Source organism: Pseudomonas sp. B20 (genome assembly GCF_020515755.1).
Classification (GTDB): domain Bacteria; phylum Pseudomonadota; class Gammaproteobacteria; order Pseudomonadales; family Pseudomonadaceae; genus Aquipseudomonas; species Aquipseudomonas syringae.
In genome coordinates, this window is the sequence record NZ_JAHPJG010000003.1 from 239,907 (window position 1) to 261,056 (window position 21,150).

Annotated in this window: 22 protein-coding genes; 15 read left to right on the forward strand and 7 right to left on the reverse strand. The window is 59.4% G+C overall.

The window, feature by feature from the left end:
* Positions 1-12 precede the first annotated feature (12 nt).
* Genes LIX91_RS04855 through LIX91_RS04895 form a run of 9 tightly spaced genes read left to right on the forward strand, consistent with a single transcriptional unit; the run spans position 13 to position 8,177 of the window.
* The gene (locus tag LIX91_RS04855) at positions 13-1,122 is read left to right on the forward strand and encodes a BMP family ABC transporter substrate-binding protein (protein WP_003409022.1); all 1,110 of its coding nucleotides are present in this window, start codon (positions 13-15) and stop codon (positions 1,120-1,122) included.
* 9 nt (positions 1,123-1,131) lie between these two features.
* Complete coding sequence (locus tag LIX91_RS04860) at positions 1,132-2,241, forward strand: ABC transporter permease (protein ID WP_003341921.1); 1,110 nt, start codon at positions 1,132-1,134, stop codon at positions 2,239-2,241.
* Entirely contained in the window at positions 2,234-3,154 is a 921-nt protein-coding gene (locus LIX91_RS04865; RefSeq protein WP_024639183.1) for an ABC transporter permease, read from the forward strand. The genes LIX91_RS04860 and LIX91_RS04865 overlap by 8 nt, the downstream gene beginning before the upstream one ends.
* A 25-nt stretch (positions 3,155-3,179) precedes the next feature.
* On the forward strand, positions 3,180-4,196 hold the full coding sequence (locus tag LIX91_RS04870) for a formamidase (RefSeq protein ID WP_103695970.1): 1,017 nt from the start codon (positions 3,180-3,182) through the stop codon (positions 4,194-4,196).
* Between the two features lie 4 nt (positions 4,197-4,200).
* Positions 4,201-4,887 (forward strand): cysteine hydrolase family protein, encoded by a 687-nt coding sequence (locus LIX91_RS04875; protein ID WP_003365215.1) that lies wholly within the window; start codon positions 4,201-4,203, stop codon positions 4,885-4,887.
* Positions 4,884-6,425 (forward strand): ABC transporter ATP-binding protein, encoded by a 1,542-nt coding sequence (locus LIX91_RS04880; protein ID WP_003415324.1) that lies wholly within the window; start codon positions 4,884-4,886, stop codon positions 6,423-6,425. Before LIX91_RS04875 ends, LIX91_RS04880 begins: the two co-directional genes overlap by 4 nt.
* Positions 6,422-7,099 carry a cysteine hydrolase family protein gene (locus LIX91_RS04885; RefSeq protein WP_226488044.1) on the forward strand — a complete coding sequence of 226 codons (678 nt, stop codon included), beginning with the start codon at positions 6,422-6,424 and terminating at the stop codon, positions 7,097-7,099. Before LIX91_RS04880 ends, LIX91_RS04885 begins: the two co-directional genes overlap by 4 nt.
* Positions 7,099-7,494, forward strand: coding sequence for an oxalurate catabolism protein HpxZ (gene hpxZ, locus LIX91_RS04890; RefSeq protein ID WP_003314099.1), 396 nt, complete (start codon positions 7,099-7,101; stop codon positions 7,492-7,494). Before LIX91_RS04885 ends, hpxZ begins: the two co-directional genes overlap by 1 nt.
* A complete protein-coding gene (locus LIX91_RS04895; protein WP_003341908.1) occupies positions 7,491-8,177 on the forward strand; it encodes a GntR family transcriptional regulator in 687 nt (228 codons plus the stop codon). Before hpxZ ends, LIX91_RS04895 begins: the two co-directional genes overlap by 4 nt.
* Positions 8,178-8,234: 57 nt before the next feature.
* Here the strand turns inward: LIX91_RS04895 and LIX91_RS04900 are convergent, their stop codons facing one another.
* On the reverse strand, positions 8,235-8,981 hold the full coding sequence (locus LIX91_RS04900; protein ID WP_003341906.1) for a zeta toxin family protein: 747 nt from the start codon (positions 8,979-8,981) through the stop codon (positions 8,235-8,237).
* Entirely contained in the window at positions 8,968-9,237 is a 270-nt protein-coding gene (locus LIX91_RS04905) for a hypothetical protein (RefSeq protein ID WP_003341904.1), read from the reverse strand. The genes LIX91_RS04900 and LIX91_RS04905 overlap by 14 nt, the downstream gene beginning before the upstream one ends.
* Positions 9,238-9,789: 552 nt before the next feature.
* On the opposite strand from LIX91_RS04905, the gene LIX91_RS04910 reads away from it, so the two are divergent.
* The 3 genes from LIX91_RS04910 to LIX91_RS04920 all read left to right on the forward strand — a co-directional run bounded on the left by LIX91_RS04910 (position 9,790) and on the right by LIX91_RS04920 (position 14,830).
* Positions 9,790-12,033: a putative bifunctional diguanylate cyclase/phosphodiesterase gene (locus tag LIX91_RS04910; protein WP_003409015.1), complete on the forward strand. Its 2,244-nt coding sequence runs from the start codon at positions 9,790-9,792 to the stop codon at positions 12,031-12,033.
* A 318-nt stretch (positions 12,034-12,351) separates the two neighbouring features.
* Entirely contained in the window at positions 12,352-13,608 is a 1,257-nt protein-coding gene (locus tag LIX91_RS04915) for a sensor domain-containing diguanylate cyclase (protein ID WP_226488045.1), read from the forward strand.
* A gap of 259 nt (positions 13,609-13,867) precedes the next feature.
* On the forward strand, positions 13,868-14,830 hold the full coding sequence (locus LIX91_RS04920; RefSeq protein WP_103695966.1) for a DUF6508 domain-containing protein: 963 nt from the start codon (positions 13,868-13,870) through the stop codon (positions 14,828-14,830).
* 55 nt (positions 14,831-14,885) lie between these two features.
* On the opposite strand, the gene LIX91_RS04925 is transcribed toward LIX91_RS04920, so the two are convergent.
* Positions 14,886-15,323 (reverse strand): GNAT family N-acetyltransferase, encoded by a 438-nt coding sequence (locus LIX91_RS04925; protein ID WP_100072241.1) that lies wholly within the window; start codon positions 15,321-15,323, stop codon positions 14,886-14,888.
* Between the two features lie 152 nt (positions 15,324-15,475).
* On the opposite strand from LIX91_RS04925, the gene LIX91_RS04930 reads away from it, so the two are divergent.
* Positions 15,476-15,685 carry a DUF2945 domain-containing protein gene (locus tag LIX91_RS04930; RefSeq protein ID WP_003320186.1) on the forward strand — a complete coding sequence of 70 codons (210 nt, stop codon included), beginning with the start codon at positions 15,476-15,478 and terminating at the stop codon, positions 15,683-15,685.
* 109 nt (positions 15,686-15,794) lie between these two features.
* Here the strand turns inward: LIX91_RS04930 and sodC are convergent, their stop codons facing one another.
* The 3 genes from sodC to LIX91_RS04945 all read right to left on the reverse strand — a co-directional run bounded on the left by sodC (position 15,795) and on the right by LIX91_RS04945 (position 17,939).
* A complete protein-coding gene (sodC, locus tag LIX91_RS04935; RefSeq protein WP_100072242.1) occupies positions 15,795-16,313 on the reverse strand; it encodes a superoxide dismutase family protein in 519 nt (172 codons plus the stop codon).
* A gap of 243 nt (positions 16,314-16,556) precedes the next feature.
* Positions 16,557-17,567, reverse strand: a complete 1,011-nt coding sequence (locus LIX91_RS04940) for a zinc-dependent alcohol dehydrogenase family protein (protein WP_003365244.1) — start codon at positions 17,565-17,567, stop codon at positions 16,557-16,559.
* Positions 17,568-17,630: 63 nt separating this feature from the next.
* A complete protein-coding gene (locus LIX91_RS04945) occupies positions 17,631-17,939 on the reverse strand; it encodes an ArsR/SmtB family transcription factor (protein ID WP_017277782.1) in 309 nt (102 codons plus the stop codon).
* A 146-nt stretch (positions 17,940-18,085) separates the two neighbouring features.
* On the opposite strand from LIX91_RS04945, the gene LIX91_RS04950 reads away from it, so the two are divergent.
* Both LIX91_RS04950 and LIX91_RS04955 read left to right on the forward strand, forming a co-directional pair.
* Positions 18,086-18,874 (forward strand): transporter substrate-binding domain-containing protein, encoded by a 789-nt coding sequence (locus LIX91_RS04950; RefSeq protein ID WP_003409012.1) that lies wholly within the window; start codon positions 18,086-18,088, stop codon positions 18,872-18,874.
* A gap of 117 nt (positions 18,875-18,991) precedes the next feature.
* Positions 18,992-19,990, forward strand: a complete 999-nt coding sequence (locus LIX91_RS04955; RefSeq protein WP_003415307.1) for a hypothetical protein — start codon at positions 18,992-18,994, stop codon at positions 19,988-19,990.
* Between the two features lie 56 nt (positions 19,991-20,046).
* On the opposite strand, the gene LIX91_RS04960 is transcribed toward LIX91_RS04955, so the two are convergent.
* On the reverse strand, positions 20,047-21,066 hold the full coding sequence (locus LIX91_RS04960) for a branched-chain amino acid aminotransferase (protein ID WP_003314085.1): 1,020 nt from the start codon (positions 21,064-21,066) through the stop codon (positions 20,047-20,049).
* Positions 21,067-21,150 lie beyond the last annotated feature (84 nt).

The following is a 21,150-nucleotide window of genomic DNA, read 5'->3' on the forward strand; positions in this document are numbered from 1 at the left end:
GAGGTAGCACACATGTCGAATGTTGATCGTCGCAGTTTCATCAAGTTGGCGGGCATTATCGGCCTGAGCGCAGCGCTGCCTTTCGGTCGCGCCTATTCAGCCGATGCGCCACTGGTAGTGGGTTTCATCTACGTCGGCGCTCGCGACGACTTTGGTTACAACCAGGCCCACGCCCAGGCAGCGGCCATCATCAAGACGCTGCCCAACGTCAAAGTGATCGAGGAAGAAAACGTTCCGGAAACCGTTGCCGTACAGAAGACCATGGAAGCCATGATCCGTCAGGACGGCGCCACGTTGATTTTCCCGACCTCGTTCGGCTATTTCGAACCGCACGTGGTCAAGGTCGCCAAAAAGTACCCGGACGTCCGTTTCGCGCACTGCGGCGGTCTCTGGCAGAAAGGTCGCGACCCGATGAACGCGGGGAGCTTTTTCGGTTACATCGACGAAGCGCAATACCTCAACGGCGTGATCGCCGGGCACATGAGCAAGAGCAAAAAGCTCGGCTTCGTCGCCGCAAAACCTGTGCCGCAAGTGCTGCGCAACCTGAACGCGTTCGCCATGGGTGCCCGCTCGGTCGACCCGAGCATCGTCACCACAGTGATCTTCACCGGTGACTGGTCGCTGCCGGTCAAGGAAGCAGAAGCTGCCAACGGCCTGATCGATCAGGGTTGTGACGTGCTGACCTGCCATGTCGACGGGCCCAAGGTGATCGTCGAGACGGCTGAAAAACGCGGCGTGATGACCTGTGGCTACCACGCCAGTCAGGCTGCGCTGGCGCCCAAGGGCTACCTGACCGGGGCCGAATGGAACTGGGAGACGCCTTATCGTGCTCACGTCGCGGCAGCCCAGAGCGGCGCGCCGATGATCAACTTCCTGCGCGGCGGGCTCAAGGAAGGCTTCGTCAAAACGTCTGCCTACGGGCCTGCGGTCACGGCCGACGCCAGGCAGAAAGCCGATGCCATCAAGGCGCAGATGCTGGCCGGTCAGTTCGTGATTTTCAAAGGCCCGCTCAAGGACAACAAGGGCAACGTGGTGATTGCCGATGGTGTTGCCCAAGGCCAGACCGACATTGCTCTGGAGAGCATGAATTACCTGGTCGAAGGCGTGCTTGGCCAGCTCTGAGGAACGTTCATGAGTTCATCGACAAGTCTGCGCCGCCTGGCCAGCGCGTTGTTGCCGGGGCTGCCTACGGTGCTGGCGGTGTTTTCCTCGTGCGTGCTGTTCGGGCTGTTTCTGGCGGTTCAGGGCAAGCCTGCCTGGCAGGCGCTGCAACTGGTCGGCGAAGGCGCGTTCGGCTCGTGGTTCGCGCTGGAAAACACCTTGCAACGCGCCGCGCCGCTGATGCTGACCGCGCTGTGCGTCGCCCTGCCCGCGCGGGCCGGGCTGATCATCATCGGCGGTGAAGGCGCGCTGGTACTGGGCGGGCTGGCTGCCGCAGTAACACCCTTGTGGCTCAGCCATCTGCCAGCCGCTTTGATGCTCGCCTGCATGGCCGTCGCGGCAATGACCGTGGGCGCCCTGTGGATCGGCCTGAGCGGCTGGATGCGCCAGCGGCGCGGGGTTAATGAAACGATCAGCAGCCTGCTGCTTTCGTACATCGCCCTGGCACTGTTCCGGCAGTTGGTGGAAGGCCCCCTGCGCGACCCGGCAAGCCTGAACAAGCCTTCGACGCCGCCGCTGGACGATGCCTATATGATCGGCACGATCAGCGACAGTTTCGAGGTGCACTGGGGCCTGGTGGCGGGCGTCGTCGCCTGTCTGCTGGCGTATGTGCTGGTGCGCCACAGCGTCAAGGGTTTTGCCCTCGCCGTGGTCGGCGGCAACGTGCGTACTGCGCTGATGATCGGCTTGCCCGTGGACCGGCTGATCATGCTCAGTTGCCTGTTGGGCGGTGCGGCGGCGGGTCTGGCCGGCATGTTCGAGGTCACCGCGGTGCAAGGCAGCGCCAACGCCGCGCTGATCGCAGGCTATGGCACCAGCGGCATCCTCGTGGCCTTCGCCGCTCGCCATCATCCGCTGGCAATTATCGTCTGCGCCATCCTGCTCGGCGGGCTGGAAGCCAGTGGCGGACTGCTGCAACGACGGCTCGGTCTACCGGACGCCACCACGCTGATTCTTGAAGGTCTGCTGTTCACCAATCTGCTGCTCTGGGAAGCCCTGGGTGGGCGTATCGCTGCCTGGAAGATCAGGCTGACGGCGGCGCCTGCGCCGGTGGACAAGGGAGCATTGCAACATGGCTGATATCGACCTGACTACCTTTCTGCTCGCTCTGCTGGCCGGAGCTATCCGCGTCGGCACACCTTTTCTGTTCGTCAGCCTGGGCGAATGCCTGACCGAGAAAAGCGGCCGGATCAACCTGGGGCTGGAGGGCATTCTGGTGGCGGGCGCGATGTCCGGATATGCCGTCGCATGCCTCAGCGGCTCGGCGTGGCTGGGCGTCGGTGCGGCTGCAGGAGTCGGCGTTCTGCTGGGCCTGCTGCACGGGCTGGCATGCTCGTTGCCACGGGTCAACGACATTGCGTTCGGCATCGCGCTGATCCTGCTCGGCACCGGCCTGGCGTTCTTTCTCGGCAAAGCCTTTATCCAGCCACAGGCGCCCATGCTGCCTTCACTGGCGCTGGGTGCCTGGAGCAGCGAAGAACGCGTGCGCTCGGCGTTGAACATCAATGTGCTGTTTTTCGTCGGCGCAGCACTGGCGTTCGTGCTGCACTGGGGACTGCGCACCACGCGCTGGGGGCTGATGCTGCGTCTGGTCGGCGACCATGCCGAAACCGCTCAGGCGCTGGGCTATCGACCGCTCAAGGTACGCATTGTGGCCACTGCGGTGGGCGGTGGGCTGGCCGGTATCGGCGGCGCCTACCTGTCGCTCTACTACCCCGGCAGCTGGAACGAAGGGCTGTCCAGCGGTCAGGGACTGATGGCCGTGGCGCTGGTGATCTTTGCCCGTTGGCGCCCGTTGGCGTGTCTGTGGGCGTCGTTGCTGTTCGGCGCTGCCGGTGCCATCGGCCCGGCCCTGCAAGCGGTCGGTATCAGCACCGGCTATTACCTGTTTGCCGCAGCACCTTATGCGCTGACGCTGGTGGTGATGTACGCCACCTGTCGCCGTGGTCGCACTCTGAATGGCGCGCCGGGCGAACTCAGCCTGACGCGATGAACTGATCTTTTCGAGGAGACATTGCATGGCCAGTGGTCTTGGTGGTTTGAACAAGTCGCCCAATGGCGTGGTAATCGGCCTGGCGCAGCTGGCGTTGCCCGATCCGCATACGCGCGAGGCGTTGTGGGCGCAGACGCAGAAAGTGGTCGGCATGGTTGCCAAGGCACGACGCAGTAATCCGGGCATGGACCTGATCGTATTTCCCGAATACTCGTTGCACGGCCTGTCGATGAGTACCGCACCGGAGATCATGTGCAGCCTCGACGGCCCGGAAGTCATGGCACTGCGCGAGGCGTGCAAGGCGCACCGGATATGGGGCTGCTTCTCGATCATGGAAGCCAACCCGCACGGCAACCCGTTCAACAGTGGCCTGATCGTCGATGACCTTGGAGAGATTCGCCTGTACTACCGCAAGCTGCACCCGTGGGTGCCGGTCGAACCGTGGGAGCCGGGCGATCTGGGTATTCCGGTCTGCGACGGGCCGCGCGGCAGCAAGCTGGCGCTGATCATCTGCCATGACGGCATGTTCCCGGAAATGGCCCGCGAGTGCGCCTACAAGGGCGCCGACATCATGCTGCGCACCGCGGGTTACACCGCACCGATCCGCCACTCGTGGAAGATCACCAATCAGAGCAACGCCTTCACCAACCTGATGCAGACCGCAAGCGTCTGTATGTGCGGCTCCGACGGCACGTTCGACTCCATGGGCGAGGCGATGTTTGTCGACTTCGACGGTACGATCATGGCTGAAGGGGGTGGCCGGGCCGACGAAATCGTCTGCTGCGAACTGCGCCCCGACCTGGTCCGCGAAGCCCGTCTGCACTGGGGCGTGGAGAACAACATCTATCAATTCGGGCATCGCGGCTATGTGGCGGTCAAGGGCGGCGCACGCGACTGTCCTTACACCTACATGCACGATCTGAGCGCAGGCCAGTACCGCCTGCCGTGGGAAGACGATGTCGTGCATACCGATGGCAGCTCGTGCGGTTTTGCAGCCCCCGAGCGCGACTTCAAACCCACCCCCAGCAGCTGGAAGGAGTAACGCCATGAGCGAACGTCATATTGCATCGGCGCCCTACCCCTGGCCCTGGAACGGGCAATTGCATGCGCACAACACAGCCTTGATCGTGATCGACATGCAGACCGACTTCTGCGGCGTCGGCGGCTACGTGGACAGCATGGGCTACGACCTGGCCCTGACCCGAGCGCCCATCGAGCCGATCAAGGCGCTGCTCGCCGCGATGCGCCCGCTGGGCTTCACCATCATCCACACCCGCGAAGGCCATCGCCCGGACCTCAGTGACTTGCCCGCCAACAAGCGCTGGCGCTCGCAGCGCATCGGCGCGGGAATCGGCGACCCAGGTCCGTGCGGCAAGATTCTGGTACGTGGCGAGCCGGGCTGGGAAATCATCGACGAGCTGGCACCGCTGCCCGGCGAAATCGTGCTCGACAAGCCCGGCAAAGGCTCCTTCTGCGCCACCGATCTGGAACTGATCCTGCGCACCCGCGGCATCGACAACCTGATCCTGACCGGCATCACCACCGACGTCTGCGTGCACACCACCATGCGCGAAGCCAATGACCGTGGCTTCGAGTGCCTGCTGCTGGAAGACTGCTGCGGGGCGACCGACCCTGGCAACCATGCGGCGGCCCTGAGCATGGTCAAAATGCAGGGTGGCGTGTTCGGTGCGGTCGGCCATTCGTCAATGCTTCGCGACCTGTTGGGAGCATGAACATGCGTGCCCCGAGCCTTGAGACGATTGGTGCCAGCAAGCATTTCGGTGCGTTTCGCGCACTCGACGAGGTGTCCTTCAAGGTCCGCGCCGGCACCGTCCACGCCCTGCTTGGCGAGAACGGCGCCGGCAAGAGCACGCTGGTAAAAGGCATCATCGGCTACAGCCCGCTGCAGTCGGGCAGCATTCTGATCAACAACCGCGAACACGAGATTCGCACCCCGCGCGACTCTCATCAGTTGCAGATCGGCATGGTGTATCAGCACTTCACCGTCGCGCCGGGCCTGAGCGTGGCGGAAAACCTGGTGCTGTCGCGCGGCGATCTGCCGTGGCGTATCGACTGGGCCAGCGAGCACCAGCGCCTGGAAGCGTTCATGGCAAAAATGCCTTTTCGGCTGGACATCCATCGGCCGGTCAGCAGCCTGGCGGCCGGCGAAAAGCAGAAACTGGAAATCCTCAAACAGCTGTATCTGGAGCGTCGACTGGTCATTCTCGACGAACCCACTTCGGTGCTCACGCCGCAGGAAGCCGACGAAGTGCTGGGGCTGATGCAGGCGATGGCGCATCGTGGCGAACTGACCGTCCTGATGATCACCCACAAGTTTCGCGAAGTCAGCACCTACGCCGATGACGTCACTGTGTTGCGCAAGGGTCGCTGGGTGGGCAGCGCGGCAGTGGCTGACACCACCACGCAACAGATGGCGGCGTGGATGATGGGCGAGGCACAGGTACGCGGGGTGAGCACCGAGCGCCCGGCGATGGCAGCCCGTCCGCCGCAGTTGCAGGTGGCAGGCCTGGATGTGCCTGGCGACAAAGGCACGCTGGCGGTGAAAAACCTGTCTCTGGCCGTTCACCCGGGTGAGATCGTCGGGGTTGCAGGTATCTCCGGCAACGGTCAGCGCGAACTGACCGAAGCGCTGCTCGGCCAGCGCGCCTTCAGCGCCGGGCAGATAGCGGTCGACGGTCAGCCTTACCACGCGCGGCGTGAACAGATGCAGCGCCTGCGCGTGTTCAGCCTGCCTGAAGAACCCCTGCGCAACGCCTGCATCGGCACATTCAGCGTGGCTGACAACCTCGCCCTGCGCAATTTCGACCAGCCGCCGCTCTGTCGCCAGGGCTGGCGCCTGGATCGTCGAGCAGCAGGTGTCCAGGCACGCAGCCTGATTGAGCAGTTCCAGGTGTCGCCCAACGATCCTGATCGGCCGATCGGCACCTTGTCCGGGGGTAACGTGCAGCGCGCTGTACTGGCCCGTGAACTGACCCACGACGTCGCGGTGCTGATCGTCGCCAACCCGGTATTCGGTCTGGACTTCGCCAGTGTCGCGCTCATTCACCAGCGCCTGATCGACGCTCGCAACAGCGGCACAGCGGTCCTGCTGCTCAGTGAAGACCTCGACGAACTGCTGAGCCTGGCTGACCGTATCGTGGTCATTCACGACGGCGAGCTGGTGTTTGAAACCCGTGCAGCGGACGCCGACCGTACCGAGCTGGGCCGACACATGGCCGGGGCCGAGCATTTCGCGGGGGAACCGGCATGATCAAGGTCAATGCGCGCCCTGACCGCTTCGCCTTCGATACATTCCGTACCGCTGTAGTGATCATCGACATGCAGCGCGATTTCCTCGAACCCGGCGGCTTCGGTGCCGCGCTGGGCAACGATGTCGCACCGTTGCAGGCCATCGTTCCGTCCGTGCAACGCCTGCTGACGCTGGCGCGCGGTGAAGGCATGACGGTGATCCACACCCGTGAATCGCACCGCCCGGACCTTGCCGATTGCCCGCAAGCCAAACGTGACCATGGCTCGCCGGGCCTGCGCATCGGCGATCCCGGTCCGATGGGGCGCATCCTGATTCGCGGCGAACCCGGCAATCAGATTATCGACACCCTAACACCGCTCGCTGGCGAGTGGATCATCGACAAACCCGGCAAAGGCATGTTCTTCGCCACCGACCTGCAGCAGCGGCTGACCGACGCCGGGATCACGCATTTGATCTTTGCCGGCGTCACCACCGAAGTCTGCGTGCAGACCAGCATGCGCGAAGCCAATGACCGGGGTTATCGCTGCCTGCTGATCGAAGACGCGACCGAAAGCTACTTTCCCGCGTTCAAACAGGCCACGCTGGAGATGATCACCGCACAAGGCGGGATTGTCGGCCGGGTTGCCTCACTGACGGACCTGGAGCAGGCGCTGCAGACAAGGAGCACACATTGATGGACATCAACCTCCCCCACGTGGTCGCTGAAGTGACCCACGCCTTTCACGACTACGAACGCGCCCTGTTGGCCAATGAACTGAGCACGCTGGATGCGTATTTCTGGAATTCCGAACAGACCGTCCGCTACGGCGTCGCGGAGAACCTGCAGGGCGCCGACACGATTGCGCGCTATCGACGCCAGTGTCAGCCGGTCGGACCGGGCCGCACGCTGCTGCGCACCGTGGTGAGCACCTTCGGTGAAGACTTCGCCACGGTCAGTACCGAGTTTCATGATGGCGTCACCCAGCGCCTTGGTCGGCAGATGCAAACCTGGGCGCGACTGGAGGGCGGCTGGAAAGTCGTTGCCGCACATGTCAGCATTGACCTGAGCAGCCTGGAGCCACGCCCTTGAATTCCCCGAACACCACCAACGCGCTGGCTGAAGACGTCTATCGGCGGCTCAAGCAGGAGATTTTCGACTTCTACCTGCTGCCCTACGATCGCTTCACCGAAACCCAACTGGCCGACCGTTATCAGGTCTCGCGAACACCAGTGCGTGACGCGCTCTACCGCCTGCAGCGCGAAGGCTATCTGGATGTCGAGTTCCGGCGTGGCTGGTCAGTCAAGCCTCTGGACTTCAACCAGATCGACCAGCTATACGATCTGCGCATCGTCCTGGAGTGCGCAGCGGTCGAGCGCATCTGTGCATCGGCCGAAGTGCATCCGGAACTCACTGTTCTGCGCCAACACTGGTTGATCGATCGCGATAGCTGGCAGATAGACATGCAAGTAGTCGCCGACCTCGATGAACAGTTCCATACCCAACTGGTAGCCGCTTCAGGCAACCTGGAAATGGCCCGTATCCACCAGGAAGTGACCGAGCGCATCCGGATCGTGCGCCGTCTGGACTTCTTCAAAAGCGCGCGTATCGAACACACCTACCTCGAACACGCCGCAATCCTCAATGCCCTTCAGGCGCGCAAACGTGACGAAGCATTATTGCTGCTGCGCTCCCATGTAGAGATCAGCAAACTGGAAGTACGCAAACTGACGATCTCCATGCTCAGTGATGCGCGACGGCGGTATGAGGCGTGAGCGTATGTGCGCTTTGCGATCTGTAGCCAAGCGCTCGTACTCCGATAAAAAGCACTTCTAAGGTTGCGGATCGATAAGCCGTTCAAGCTCTTCAATAGAGACTTTGCACCACTCCGGGACTTCGTCAACTTTGTATTCGACAATCGAAGCGTCTGTGATTTCTGCTTCGAGCTCTGCAGTATCTCCGGAGTTATCAAACAAGTATGCTCGGCTCGTCGCCTGGATGGCCTCCGGCAGTAACGCCAGGCATCTGTGATAACGAGTATGCACTTTCTCCGGTGTGACATTATGCCCGCCCTCGCCAACACGAATCGCGATCCGGTTGATATTGATACTCGGGTTTTCGGTAGCGACAAAATATAAATAGGTCCGGTATCCCATTGCCTTGGCTTTTTTGATGAACTCCACTTTGGAACGATCTGACATGACCGTCTCAAACGTGAAGCTGGCGGACTGATCAAGCAATTGATGCCTGATGAAGTCAGCAACCACCGAGGCGTGGTAGGACGTGAAGGTAATGCCTTCAATCAATAGCGATTGGGCGGTGAGGACGAAATGCTCAGCCTGGCAAGCCAACTGCTCTCTTTCAATGAGGGGGTGGGACGAAAAAAACGTCCGGAAAGCCTGCTGGTCAGCGTCAATCGAAAAGGAAGAAAGATCCAGAAACCCGTTGTCACCCACCTCACGCTCAAGGTCGTCAGCATTGACGTAAATGTAAATCAGGTCAGGATGAAGTATGCGTTTGATGGTGCTTTTGCCTGAACCGTTGGGGCCGGCAAAGACACGTAGCCTAGGTACGGGCACTGGTAGTGGACCCTGGGCCGATCCTGAAAGAGCCGGTCGTTACCTTGCGTCTCGGCTTCGAGGCACACACGACTTTCTCCGTGCCGTCCGCACATTCGGCGACGATAAATCCTCCTTTGGACAACAACACTGTCTGCCCGGACGATTTTGCCTTCTCATAAGCCATTCTGGTTGCGATGGACGCTTTAGCCGGGATCTGGGCTTCCAGCTCCTGAATAGCTTCTTCAGACAGTATGTTTTCTGGAGATCTGGGCATGAATCCTCCTTATCGGCATATTCAATATGAACCTCAACGACCAGATCATAGCCCTAAAAAGGTTTCCTCGACACCTGCCGATGCGCGTCTGTGTTACCAGTCGTGAGGACCGTGAATCTGACAGACCATCGCATGGGTGGACTTGCACGTACGTATAAAAACCGTAAACCAGAACACACTGAAACAAGGCGTATCGATCAGTCTATCCAGGCATCTACCGTCCCATGCAACCTTTTCAAACCAGCCCTGTCCTAGCCATTAGTACGTAATGGCACTTAACTATCATCTCGTATTCGCTGTATTAACACATGAACCCCTACTGCAGATTCGCCGGTGAATGACAGCCTGGCTTGTTAGGCAATGGGTCAGTCGTCGCCTCGACCAAACGTCGTGAGCAACTTCAAGTCTGTACGTAGTCGCAGCTGAAAACTGCTCAATCAACCAGGCCATGTCTCCGCGCAGCTGGAAGAGGTCCACAGGACGGATCCACCGCTTATGCGCTGCCAAACATGATCCGGGCCACACATGCGCGCCACTCAGGAATAGTGATCGATGAACCCACAGGGCTATGAGCACGACCACGTCATACCGACGAATATTGAAGATGTTGCCAAGGTATTGCAGGCCGCTGCTCACTCCGCCTCGTGCACCGCCGGTTTGCTGATGGTATCCAGCGCTACAGGCTGGGAGCAGTTGGTCACCTTTGGTCCAAGCCTGCCCCAAGCGGGTGAGGCATGGTTGAGGATGATCTCGTCGTATGGCGACGTGGTGCTGGTCGGTCAGGACAGCCCGGCGAATGCGATGGAAACCAACACGGGGGCGACGCTGATCTACGTCGCTATCCGTGGCTTCAGGCATGAGTTGCTCGGCGCAATGCTGTTGAGCAACAGCGATGACGCAACGGTGCTGAGCGCAGCGCAACGCTACGCGCTGCAGGCCCAGGCGGTTCATATTCGCACTTACCTGCAACCGGGGCGTGATCCCGAGGCCAACAACCCGCTGGTGACTTCGTTCGAACGCCTGCGCTTGCTTGAATCGGTTGTCATCAACGCCAATGACGCGATTCTTATCACCGAAGCGGAACCCATCGATCTGCCCGGCCCGCGTATCGTCTATTGCAACCCTGCGTTCCTGGCGATCACCGGCTTCACTGAAGAGGAAGTCATAGGCCGCACGCCCCGGATCCTGCAGTGTGAGGACACCAGTCGGGCAACGCTGGACGTTATTCGCGAGGCGCTCAGTCACTGGCGACCGGTCGAGGTCGAACTGCTCAACACCCGCAAGGATGGCAGTCAGTTCTGGGTCGAGCTGAGCATTGTGCCGGTGGCCAACGAAAAAGGCTGGTTCACCCACTGGGTGTCCGTGCAGCGCGATATCACCGAGCGCAAGGAGTCTCAGCAACTGGCTCAGCGAGCTCGGCTGGAGTGGGAGGAAAAGCTTGCGCTACAGAGCCGGCTGGAGGAACGCGAACGCATTTCCGAAGAGCTGACCTATATCGCTTTCCACGATGAGCTGACCTCGCTGTTCAACCGCGCTTACCTGATGAACGAGTTGACCACGACATTTGCAACCCGTGATTCTCGTTACGAACGGGCAACGGTACTGTTTCTGGACCTGGACGGCTTCAAGGTGGTCAACGACAGCATGGGGCACCTGGCCGGTGACAAGTTGCTCAAGGCGGTCGCGAACCGATTGCAGACCTGCGTCCGCTCGAATGACGTGTTGGCACGAATCGGCGGCGACGAATTTGCGATCCTGCTGATGGGTAAGGATCAGCCTGAGACTGCCGTAAAAATGGCTGAACGTATCGTCAGTCAATTGCACACGGCAATACAGATCGAAGGCCAGGACATTTTCATCTCGTGCAGCATCGGCATTGTCACCGCAGGTGAAAGCCATACCAAGCCCGAAGAGTTGCTGCGTGATGCCGATGTGGCCATGTACTCCGCGAAAAAACAGGGCAGAGGGCGCTGGAGCATCTTCAACACCTCGATGCGCGAGGCGGCGATCGATACGCTGGTGATTCAGAACGCGCTGCGCCAGGCACTGGAAGACAAGGACTTCCTGGTCTTTTATCAGCCGATCTACAGCGGTAACTGTGAACACCTGGTCGGGGTCGAAGCCCTGGTCAGATGGAACCATGCCACCATGGGCATCATTTCTCCCGATGCGTTCATCCCGATTGCCGAAGACCTCGGGATCATTCATGAGCTGGGGGCCTGGGTCATGCATCAGGCGTGTAGCGAAGTGCAGGCCTGGCGCAAGGAGTTCTCTCACCTGGACCTGAGGCTCAACGTCAATGTGTCCGGGAAAGAGTTGAGCCACCCTGGATTCGTCGATCAGGTGACTCGGATCATCGCCGCCACCGGCCTGCCTGCGGGCCAGCTTCAGATCGAGGTCACCGAATCGGTGTTTCTCTATCAGCCTGACGCGATCGCGGAGATTCTCCGACAGATCAGGCAGCTTGGCGTGCGAGTGGCGCTGGATGACTTCGGCACGGGTTACAGCTCGCTCGGCTACATCGACCGCTACCCGATCGATGCGGTGAAGATCGATCGGTCCTTCGTGTCCCGAATGATGACGTATGAGCGCAGCGAAGCCATTGTCAGCAGCATCCTGTCGCTGGGCCGAGCGCTGAATCTGGATATCACCGCGGAAGGCGTGGAGACAGCGGAACAATACAACCTGCTGCGCAAAATGGGCTGCCCTTACTTTCAGGGCTATCTGCTGAACAGGCCGATGCGCTCAGAGGCACTGCTGCATATCATCAAGTCCGCTGCCGAATGCACTGCCTGATTTACGCCGACGGTGATGGGCCGGAATGACTCCCGGCCATTGCGCAGCCTGAACGTGAGCATGCTGTCTTGTAATGGGTCTCTACCTGTAAAATCTTGCCAATGATCTGGTAACTGATCCAGGAAGCTCTGCGCAGCGTACTGAATACCGTCGTGATGGGCGTCATGCACCCGTTTATTCATGTGGATATAGTGCCAGTGCAACCAGTGCTCAGTGCCTGCGGTCCAACTCACGGCATCCATTGTCCAACCGGCATTGCGTCACACATTATCTGATCAGAGCCGCGATCAATTAACGGATCACTCGACAGGAAATCAGATGACCTCATCCAGCCAGCGTCTTGCCTTGCTTGAAGCAGTTGTTGAACAGTCATTCAATGCCGTATTGATCACCGACGCCAATCTGGCCAATGGCGGTCCCTTCATTGTGTACGTCAATCCGGCCTTCTGCTCCATGACCGGCTACACGGCCGAGGCATTGATCGGTGCCTCGCCACGGATCCTGCAAGGCCCGGACACCGATCCTCAAGTGATCGAGCGGATGCGCGAATGCCTGAGCGAAATTCTTTTTTTCGAAGGGTCGACAGTCAACTACCGCGCGGACGGAAGTCCTTACATCGTCGAGTGGAAAATTTCTCCCGTGCGCGACGATGCAGGTACGGTGTGCAACTTTGTCTCTGTGCAGCAGAACATCAGCCCGCGCATCCGCGCCGAGCGTGAGCAACACCTGCTGGCGCAGGCACTGAACGCTGCGCTTGATCCGATAATCATCACCGACTGCAATTCCACCATCGTGTTTGCCAATGAAGCCTTTCAGCAGATTACTGGCTACAGCAGCAGCGAAATCCTCGGCGAAAACCCGCGGATGCTGAGCTCTGGAAAACACGATGAGGCGTTCTATGCGCAATTCAAGGAAGCGCTGAAGAGTGGCGCCCCGCTTCGCACGACCTTCATTAACAAGCGCAAGGATGGCTCGCTGTTTTATGCGGAACACAGCATTTCGCCGCTGTGTAACCTGGAGGGCGCAATCACCCACTATGTCAGCATCAGCCAGGATGTGACCACGCGCCTGGGCCGTGAACAAAAGTTGCTGGAGATTGCTCACAGCGATCCGCTGACCGGGCTGGATAACCGTCGCTCAGCCGAGCATACGCTTGAGCGACAGATACCTGCGGTGAGTATGTCGGGCAAGCCGTTCAGCCTGATCATCTGCGATATCGATCATTTCAAGGCGGTCAACGACCGGTATGGCCATCCTGCCGGCGATAGCGTAATCACCAGCGTTGCGGCCATCCTCAAACAGCGTATCCGCCTGCTGGACGTCGCCGCTCGATGGGGAGGAGAAGAGTTTCTGATCCTGGTGCCCGACAGCTCGTTGAAACAGGCGGCCGAACTCGCGGAGCGCATTCGCAAGAGCGTTGAAAGCCTGGTGATCCCGGAAACAGGGTCGGTGACCATTTCACTGGGCGTTGCAGAGCTCAGCGCCGGAGAATCGGCTGCCAGCCTCATTCAGCGTGCAGACAAGGCGCTTTATCAGGCCAAGCGTCTGGGCCGCAACCGGGTGGAATGCGCTTAGGCCAAGGCTCGGATTTACCCATTGTCCGCCTCGTTTGCCTGCGCATCGAACCCGGGCCTGTCCTTGCAACAGGCCCGAGCGTCGTGTCAGAGCTTCGGCAGCTGTCCGATACGCCCCATCATCTCGGTGACGATCTGCAGTTCATGGACCGACGTAGCGCCAGCGGACGCGCTAAAGATGTTTTCCATGCCGAGATTTCCACCAGAATAATGATGCGAGAATCCCCTTTTAAATCGAGGCGATGCACTGGAGTGCTCATATGATCAAGCTGCTGATGCGCCTGAAAGCGCGCTTCGACGGAAAGCCCAAGGGGCAGCAGTCTGATCGGTTGCCGCCTGCGCAGCCTGTCGATCAGCAAGAATCCATGTCACGCGTGCAGGAAAATCTGGCTTGGCTGCCAGTCTATAAAGAGCCGGAACCACTGCGTCTGCAGCCACCTGCCTGCCCCCCATTGAGGCAACAGGACGAACCGCTGCGAGCCCGCTACCACGCCTACGTTGCGCAAACGGAACAGGCTGATCCAGCCAGTCAGGACGAGTCATGCCGTGAAACAGGACGGCAGTTGGCCAGAGAGCTGCAGTCAGCGGCAATCGACATCGTTACGTCAAAAGCCGAAAGCTCGCCGAATGTTTATTGGCTGACTCAATCCGCTGCTATTGCTTCGCTGTTTGCCGACGGCGCGCAATCGGACGCGTTTCAACGCTATCAAGAATATGTGCAGCACTACAAAGACCAGCGACTGACGGCCGGGCAAGTATGGGCGTTTGATATTTATGTGGCCGAACATACGCCAAGACAGGTCAGGACATTTCTGCCACATCCCTCAAGCGAAACACGTTTGCCTGATGAACCCTCGCCGGCGGCCGACGATATTGACCAGTTACTCTCCTACCTGCCACTGCTGTACCCAGACGGCGTGGCGATCAAGACTTATATCATCAAGGAAAACACCTATTGGCCAGACTACTTTCCGGCAGTCGAAGCGTTTTATCGCGCGGTGGCCAAAGACTGCTGGTGTGACATTGATTACCTTAATCATGGCGCGGCGGACATGCTCAATGACGACATCTATATCGCCCAGGCAAACCTCGCTGATATGCAAACGCTGCTGACGTACTGCATCAGAGGCGAGCGTTTTTGCGATGGACACCATGGCGCGATGATTGAAAAAGGCTACGTGCTGAAGATCCTGCGCAGGCTGGCGGTGTTGCGCGAAGATTGAAGTTCACGGCAAGCAGGCGGTGTGCCGGGCGATGGCAACGCCCATCGTACTTCTTTCACATGCGCTCCTGTGCACCGAACGACTTCAACAGCGTGTGCCGGCTCCAGGGGCCACAGTAGCGTGGAAGGCATGCGATCGGCACGTAACCGCAACGCGCGTACCATCTGGCGATATCGTCATCCAGCGTTTCGATCAGAGCGTCAGTGCAGCCTCGCTCGATGGCCAATGCCTCAAGCCTGTGCAACGTCTGCGCCCCGAGCCCTTTTCCGCGCGACCCGGCATCGATCCAGAGATAACTCACAAACAGCCGCTGAAACTCGGTTCGGCCTGTGGCGCCGCCAATCAATAGATCGTTCTCCGTGATCATGCAGGCAATAGGATCAGCCATTCCCCCTTTCGCCTCGGACAATGCGCGACCGTGTTGCAAGACGCCGTCAGCAACAGCCCGGGGTTGATCATTGGTAATCTGGGCGCCTGTAAGCCACTTCATCATGTCAGCACTTCCTTGGTAACGGACTGCGGATACATGAGCAAGATAAAGGCCAACCACCCGATCAAATACAGTGAATTCTTCCCCCGCCGAACACTCCGAACAGTACCGAGCGAATGCTGCAGATCAGTCGCTCCCCACTCGAGGACATCTGAATGACCACCGCATTCAAAGTTGGTGACGCCGTACACTGGAACTCCGAGGCAGGCCAGGTGCATGGCAAAGTCACCAAAGTACATGTGCAGGACGTGGAGTTCATGGGCAAACATCGGCCCGCTTCAAAGGACGATCCGCAGTACGAAGTGAAAAGCGACAAGACCGGTCATTCGGCGATGCATCATGGGGATGCGCTCAAACACGCGTGATTGCTCTGCGCCGCGTCGTGGAGAGAACGGTGTAGCGCCCGTCTCACTCACGCGAGAAAGCTGTAACCATTGGCGTGCCTGCACCCGAAACGGATGCAGGCACACGGCATCAGATCACGCCGCAGGCAGCACGATCACCGCCACCGCCCAGAGGTGCGGGGTGGTCGGAATGGTTGTCGCCGCCGGCGTGAACCATCAGCGCGTGGCCTTTGACTTCCGAGAGCTTCTTCAGGCGTGGGGCAAGCACCGGATAACTCGCAGTGCCGTCAGCAGCCACGTACAGCGCAGGCAGATCGCCTAGATGGCCATCGGCGTAAGGCCCCAGATGCTTGCCGGTCTTGGCCGGGTCAAAGTGACCGCCTGCCGCGAGGGCTGCAACCTTCTTGCCGTCTTTGGTACCCGCTTCGCAACTGCCGTTTTCATGCACATGAAAACCGTGGATGCCAGCAGGCAGCTCTTTCAGATTCGGAGTGAACAGCAAGCCGTATTGCGTTTCGCTCACCGTAACGCTGCCAACAGGTTTGGGCGCGCCATCAGCGCTGACCAGATTGATTGGAACGTCCAGCGATGCAGCCTGAACACCGAAAGAGAAAACGCCAAGCAGACCTAGCAAAAGATGAGGTTTCATAATTTCAATGCGTCCCTGATCTGATAATCGAATTGAACGTGGCACCAGGCAGCGCGGAGGCTGCACAGCACGAACGTCTTTCATGCCACAGAGGATGTGACCACAGACCTGCGAACTTGATGCAAGGAAATGAACGGGGATCGCCGGGGAAAGTAATGCAAAACATCACGACTGGCCTGCCGACACCAGGGTCGGCAGGCCAGCGCTGTTCACCGTGCCCAGTTAACAGCACAGTGTTGCGGATCAGATATCCAGGCAGATCTTGCCGAAATGCTGATTGGTTTCCTGATAACGGAACGCTTCGACGATGTCGGTCATCGGGAAGGAACGGTCCATGACCGGACGCATGCCGTTGGCATCAATGGCGCGGATCATGTCCTGTTGCTGGGTGCGACTGCCGACCAGCACGCCCTGCATGCGCAGTTGTTTGACCAGCGCCGGCACGAACTCCAGTTGACCGGCAACACCGCTCAGAATGCCGATGACCGAGATGTGGCCAGCGACCCGTGCCGCATTCATGGAGTGCTGCAGGGTCGATGGACCGCCCACATCGATGATGTGATCCACACCACGGCCGCCGGTCAGCTTGCGGGCAGTCTCGCCCCAGTTGCTGTCCTTGCGGTAGTTGATCAGGTGGTCGGCGCCCATGGCTTGCAGACGCTCCAGTTTTTCATCACTCGACGACGTGGCGATAACGGTCGCACCGACCATCTTGGCGAACTGCAACGCGAAAATCGATACACCGCCAGTGCCCTGCACCAGAACGGTATCGCCGGCTTTCAACGCGTCATCGACCATCAGCGCACGCCACGCGGTCAGGCCAGCGGTGGTCAGCGTGGACGCTTCGGCATGGCTGTAGCCCTTTGGCGCAAGGGTGAACGAGGTGGCACGGGCAGTGACCTGCTCGCGGGCATAACCGTCGACGCCATCACCCGGCACTGTGACAAAACCTTCAACCAGCGGCTCGCCACTGATCCATTCCGGGAAGAACGTGCTGACCACGGAGTCGCCAACCGCGAACTCGCTGACGCCCTCGCCTACTGCGGTGACTACGCCTGCACCATCGGCCATGGGAATGCGTTTTTCCGTCGGTGCCCACATGCCGGTGACGACCGCGAAGTCGTGATAGTTGAGCGAGTTGGCGTGCAGACGCACAGTGATCTCACCGGCTTTCGGTGCAAGCACTTCGCTTTCGCCCACGCTGACCTGATCGTAGCCGCCGCCAGCCTGCACGTAGATGGTTGTGTTGCTCATGGTCAATCTCCTATCAATTCAACATTACGCAAAATGACGAAATGTATAAGTAGCGCTCAAAGCCTAGAGTTCTTTCTTGAGCCTGTCGGCAAACCGATCGATGGCCTGCTCGTCACGGCGAAAATAGGTCCACTTGCCAATCCTCGTTGCCTGAACCAGCCCAGCACGTTGCAGGATGGCCAGATGCGCAGACGCGGTAGAAGCCGACAGGTTGGCCTTGGCCTGAATGTGCGACACACACACGCCTATCGCCGGATCACCGTGGTCCTGGGGAGGGAAATGGGCTTGCGGGTTTTTCAGCCACTCCATGATCAACATGCGAGTGTCATTGCCGACCGCTTTGATTTGCTCAAGAATCATGGGGCACAACATTACGCTTTTTTACGAAATGTTCAACCCCTGATTTACCCTCCCCCGGCCAACGGCATGTTTTGATTACAGCTTCACATCGACCTGACAAATGAAGCAATCTGTCGACTCCAATAAAACCGACTGCACCGCTGAGAGCATCCAGACTCATGATGAATCTTAAATACAGCGCCCTGACCGCCCTGCTGCTGGGTATCACAGGCATGGCTCAGGCTCAGGACTACACCTCGCATCTGGACAAGGTGCTGCAAGCTGGCCAGTTGGCTGTCTGCACCACTGGCGACTACAAGCCCTACACCCTGCTGCGCGAAGACGGTGAGTACGAAGGCATCGATATCACCATGGCCCGTTCACTGGCCAAGAGCCTGGGGGTGAATGTGCAATGGGTACCCACGACGTGGAAAAACCTGATGCCGGACATGGTGGCCGGTAAATGCGACATCGGTATGGGCGGCATCTCGGTGAGTCTGGAACGCCAGAAAAAAGCGTTTTTCAGCAACACGCTGGACGTCGATGGCAAAATCCCGCTGGTCCGCTGCGCCGATCAGGCTCTGTATCAGACTGTCGAGCAGATCAACCAGCCCTCTGTGCGCCTGATTGAACCCGCCGGTGGCACCAATGAAGCCTTCGCTCGCGCTCATCTGCCAAAGGCGTCCCTGGCATTTCACGACAACAAGACCATCTTCCAGGAGCTGCTGGACAAGAAAGCTGACGTGATGATCACCGATGCTTCCGAAGCGCTCTACCAGCAGAAACGCATGCCCGGCCTGTGTGCGGTCAATCCGACCCGGTCCATGCAATACGGCGAAAAGGCCTACCTGTTGCCACGCGACGATGTCACCTGGAAAGGCTACGTGGACCAATGGCTGCACCTGAGCAAGGCCACCGGCGAGTATCAGCAGGCGCTGGGAGAATGGCTGGCAGTGCCCGCCGAGTGAGTGTGAAGCGGTTTTGCCGGGCACTGCCTTCGACGTCTTGCTGTGTAATGGTTGCAAGGCGTGTCCGGGTGAAATAGCGTGTTAAGGCAACTTTCACTGGAAGGCAGCCAAACGAGCATGAAGCCCAGCAAACCCATCACCCGTGCGTACTGTGTGGAACTGCAGCAGGAGCTGTCGATCGCCGCTGCCCGACGCGAATACTTCTCTCAGGAGCCGCCACGCGCACGCTTCGAGTTTCTCTGCTCGACCGAGGCGTGCAGGGCAATAGGCGCGAAGGTTACCGGGGTTCGCTATGACGTGAAGCCACAGGACAACCCGACCTTCGTCGCCGCGCACTTTCGCGCCAACCCGCATTACGACCATCACTCGGGCTGCGAATGGGTGGATGAGCGCGCAGAAGCAGAGGAAGAACCGAACGATCCGGTCGAAGAAACCGATGTCCAGACACGCCTGCGCAAGGCCAAACGCAAGCTGGACGATTACATCGATATCTTCGACCCGGTCATCAAAGCGCCGACCAAAGACGCGTCCGGCCCGGAAAGACCCGATGCTGGCGCTCAGCGCCCTGCTGCAACGCTTCCGGTCACAGAACCTGCCAAGCCGCCGACTGCTCGCTACAGCGAAACACGCACCAATAACCTCGAGCGGCTGGTGGACAGCTATCGGCAGGCCAAGGCAGAGCTGTCACTGGAAGACTTCAAGCTGCTGAAGCTGAAAATTCCGGGCCAGGGAGAAGTGTCGCTGCGCTCGTATTTTCGCCATATCAAATACGCGCAATCAGGCGATAACGGCCGGGTGCTGTTCGGAGGTGGTCTGGTCGAGCAGCGTTACGGGCTGGGTTTCAAGTTCAGGTTCTTCGACCGTCTTGACGGCAAACTGGTGACGCTCTACGTGTCGCCCGCGCAGATGCAGGCCTATCGCTCCAGCCGCTACATCAGTGAGCTGCTGAGCCATGCGGAGGACGTGAAGTTTTTCACGGTGTATGCGTTGGGAACGGTCACACAGAGCCCGTCAGGCAAAAGCTATGGCCTGGAGGTCGACGACTTGCGGCATCTGGCGATCGTGCTGGGGCCGGCGAAGGAGCCGCTTGAGGAAGGGAAAACACCTGAAGCCTGAGCATTGGGTCGAGGATCGTTCCAGCGTTCGACGCTGGAACGATCCGGGTCAGCTCATCAGACCTTGACGATCCAGCCGGCTGGCGCCTCGATGTCACCGGACTGAACGCCGGTCAGCTCCTTGTACAGACGCTGAGTCACAGGACCGACTTCGGTCTGGCTGTAGAACACGTGCAGGTTGTCCTTGTAGGAAATCCCGCCGATCGGAGTAATGACCGCAGCCGTACCGCATGCGCCCGCTTCCTTGAACTCGCCGAGCTGGTCGATGAATACATCCCCCTCTTCGACCGTAAGGCCCAGGCGGGATTTCGCCAGTTCGATCAACGACAGGCGGGTGATCCCCGGCAGCACCGATGGTGACTTGGGCGTCAGGAACACATCGTCCTTGGTGATGGCAAAGAAGTTGGCCGAACCCACTTCCTCGATCTTGGAGTGGGTCTGCGGATCGAGATAGATGCAATCTGCAAAGCTGTGCTTCTTGGCTTCAGAACCAGGCATCAGGCTGGCAGCATAGTTACCGCCGACCTTGGCCGCGCCTGTACCGTTGGGCGCAGCGCGGTCGTAGCCGGAGATGACGAAATTGTTCGGCTTCAGGCCACCCTTGAAATAAGCGCCCACCGGAATGCAGAAAATCGAGAAGATGAACTCAGGCGCCGTGCGCACACCGATGTTGTCACCCACACCGATGACGAACGGGCGCAGGTACAGCGCACCGCCGGAACCGTAAGGCGGGATGAAGCGTTCGTTGGCCTTGACCACTTGCTTGCAGGCTTCAATGAACACATCGGTCGGGACATGGGGCATCAACAGGCGGGAGCAGCTGCGCTGCATGCGCTGGGCGTTCTGATCGGGACGGAACAGATTGATCGAGCCATCCTTGCAGCGGTAGGCCTTGAGCCCCTCGAAGCACTGCTGACCATAATGCAGCGCGGTCGACCCTTCGCTGATATGCAGCGTGTTGTCCTCGGTCAGTGAGCCCTGATCCCAGGCACCGTCGCGCCAATGAGAAAGGTAGCGCTTGTCGGTCTTGATGTAATCAAAACCCAGAGTGTCCCAGTTGATGCTTTCTTGACTCATAACGCCCTCTATCATTTTAGCGACTGCCTGGTCGAGTCAGGCCAATGCCTTATTCTGCCAGATCATTCGGGCCATGAGGCTCGA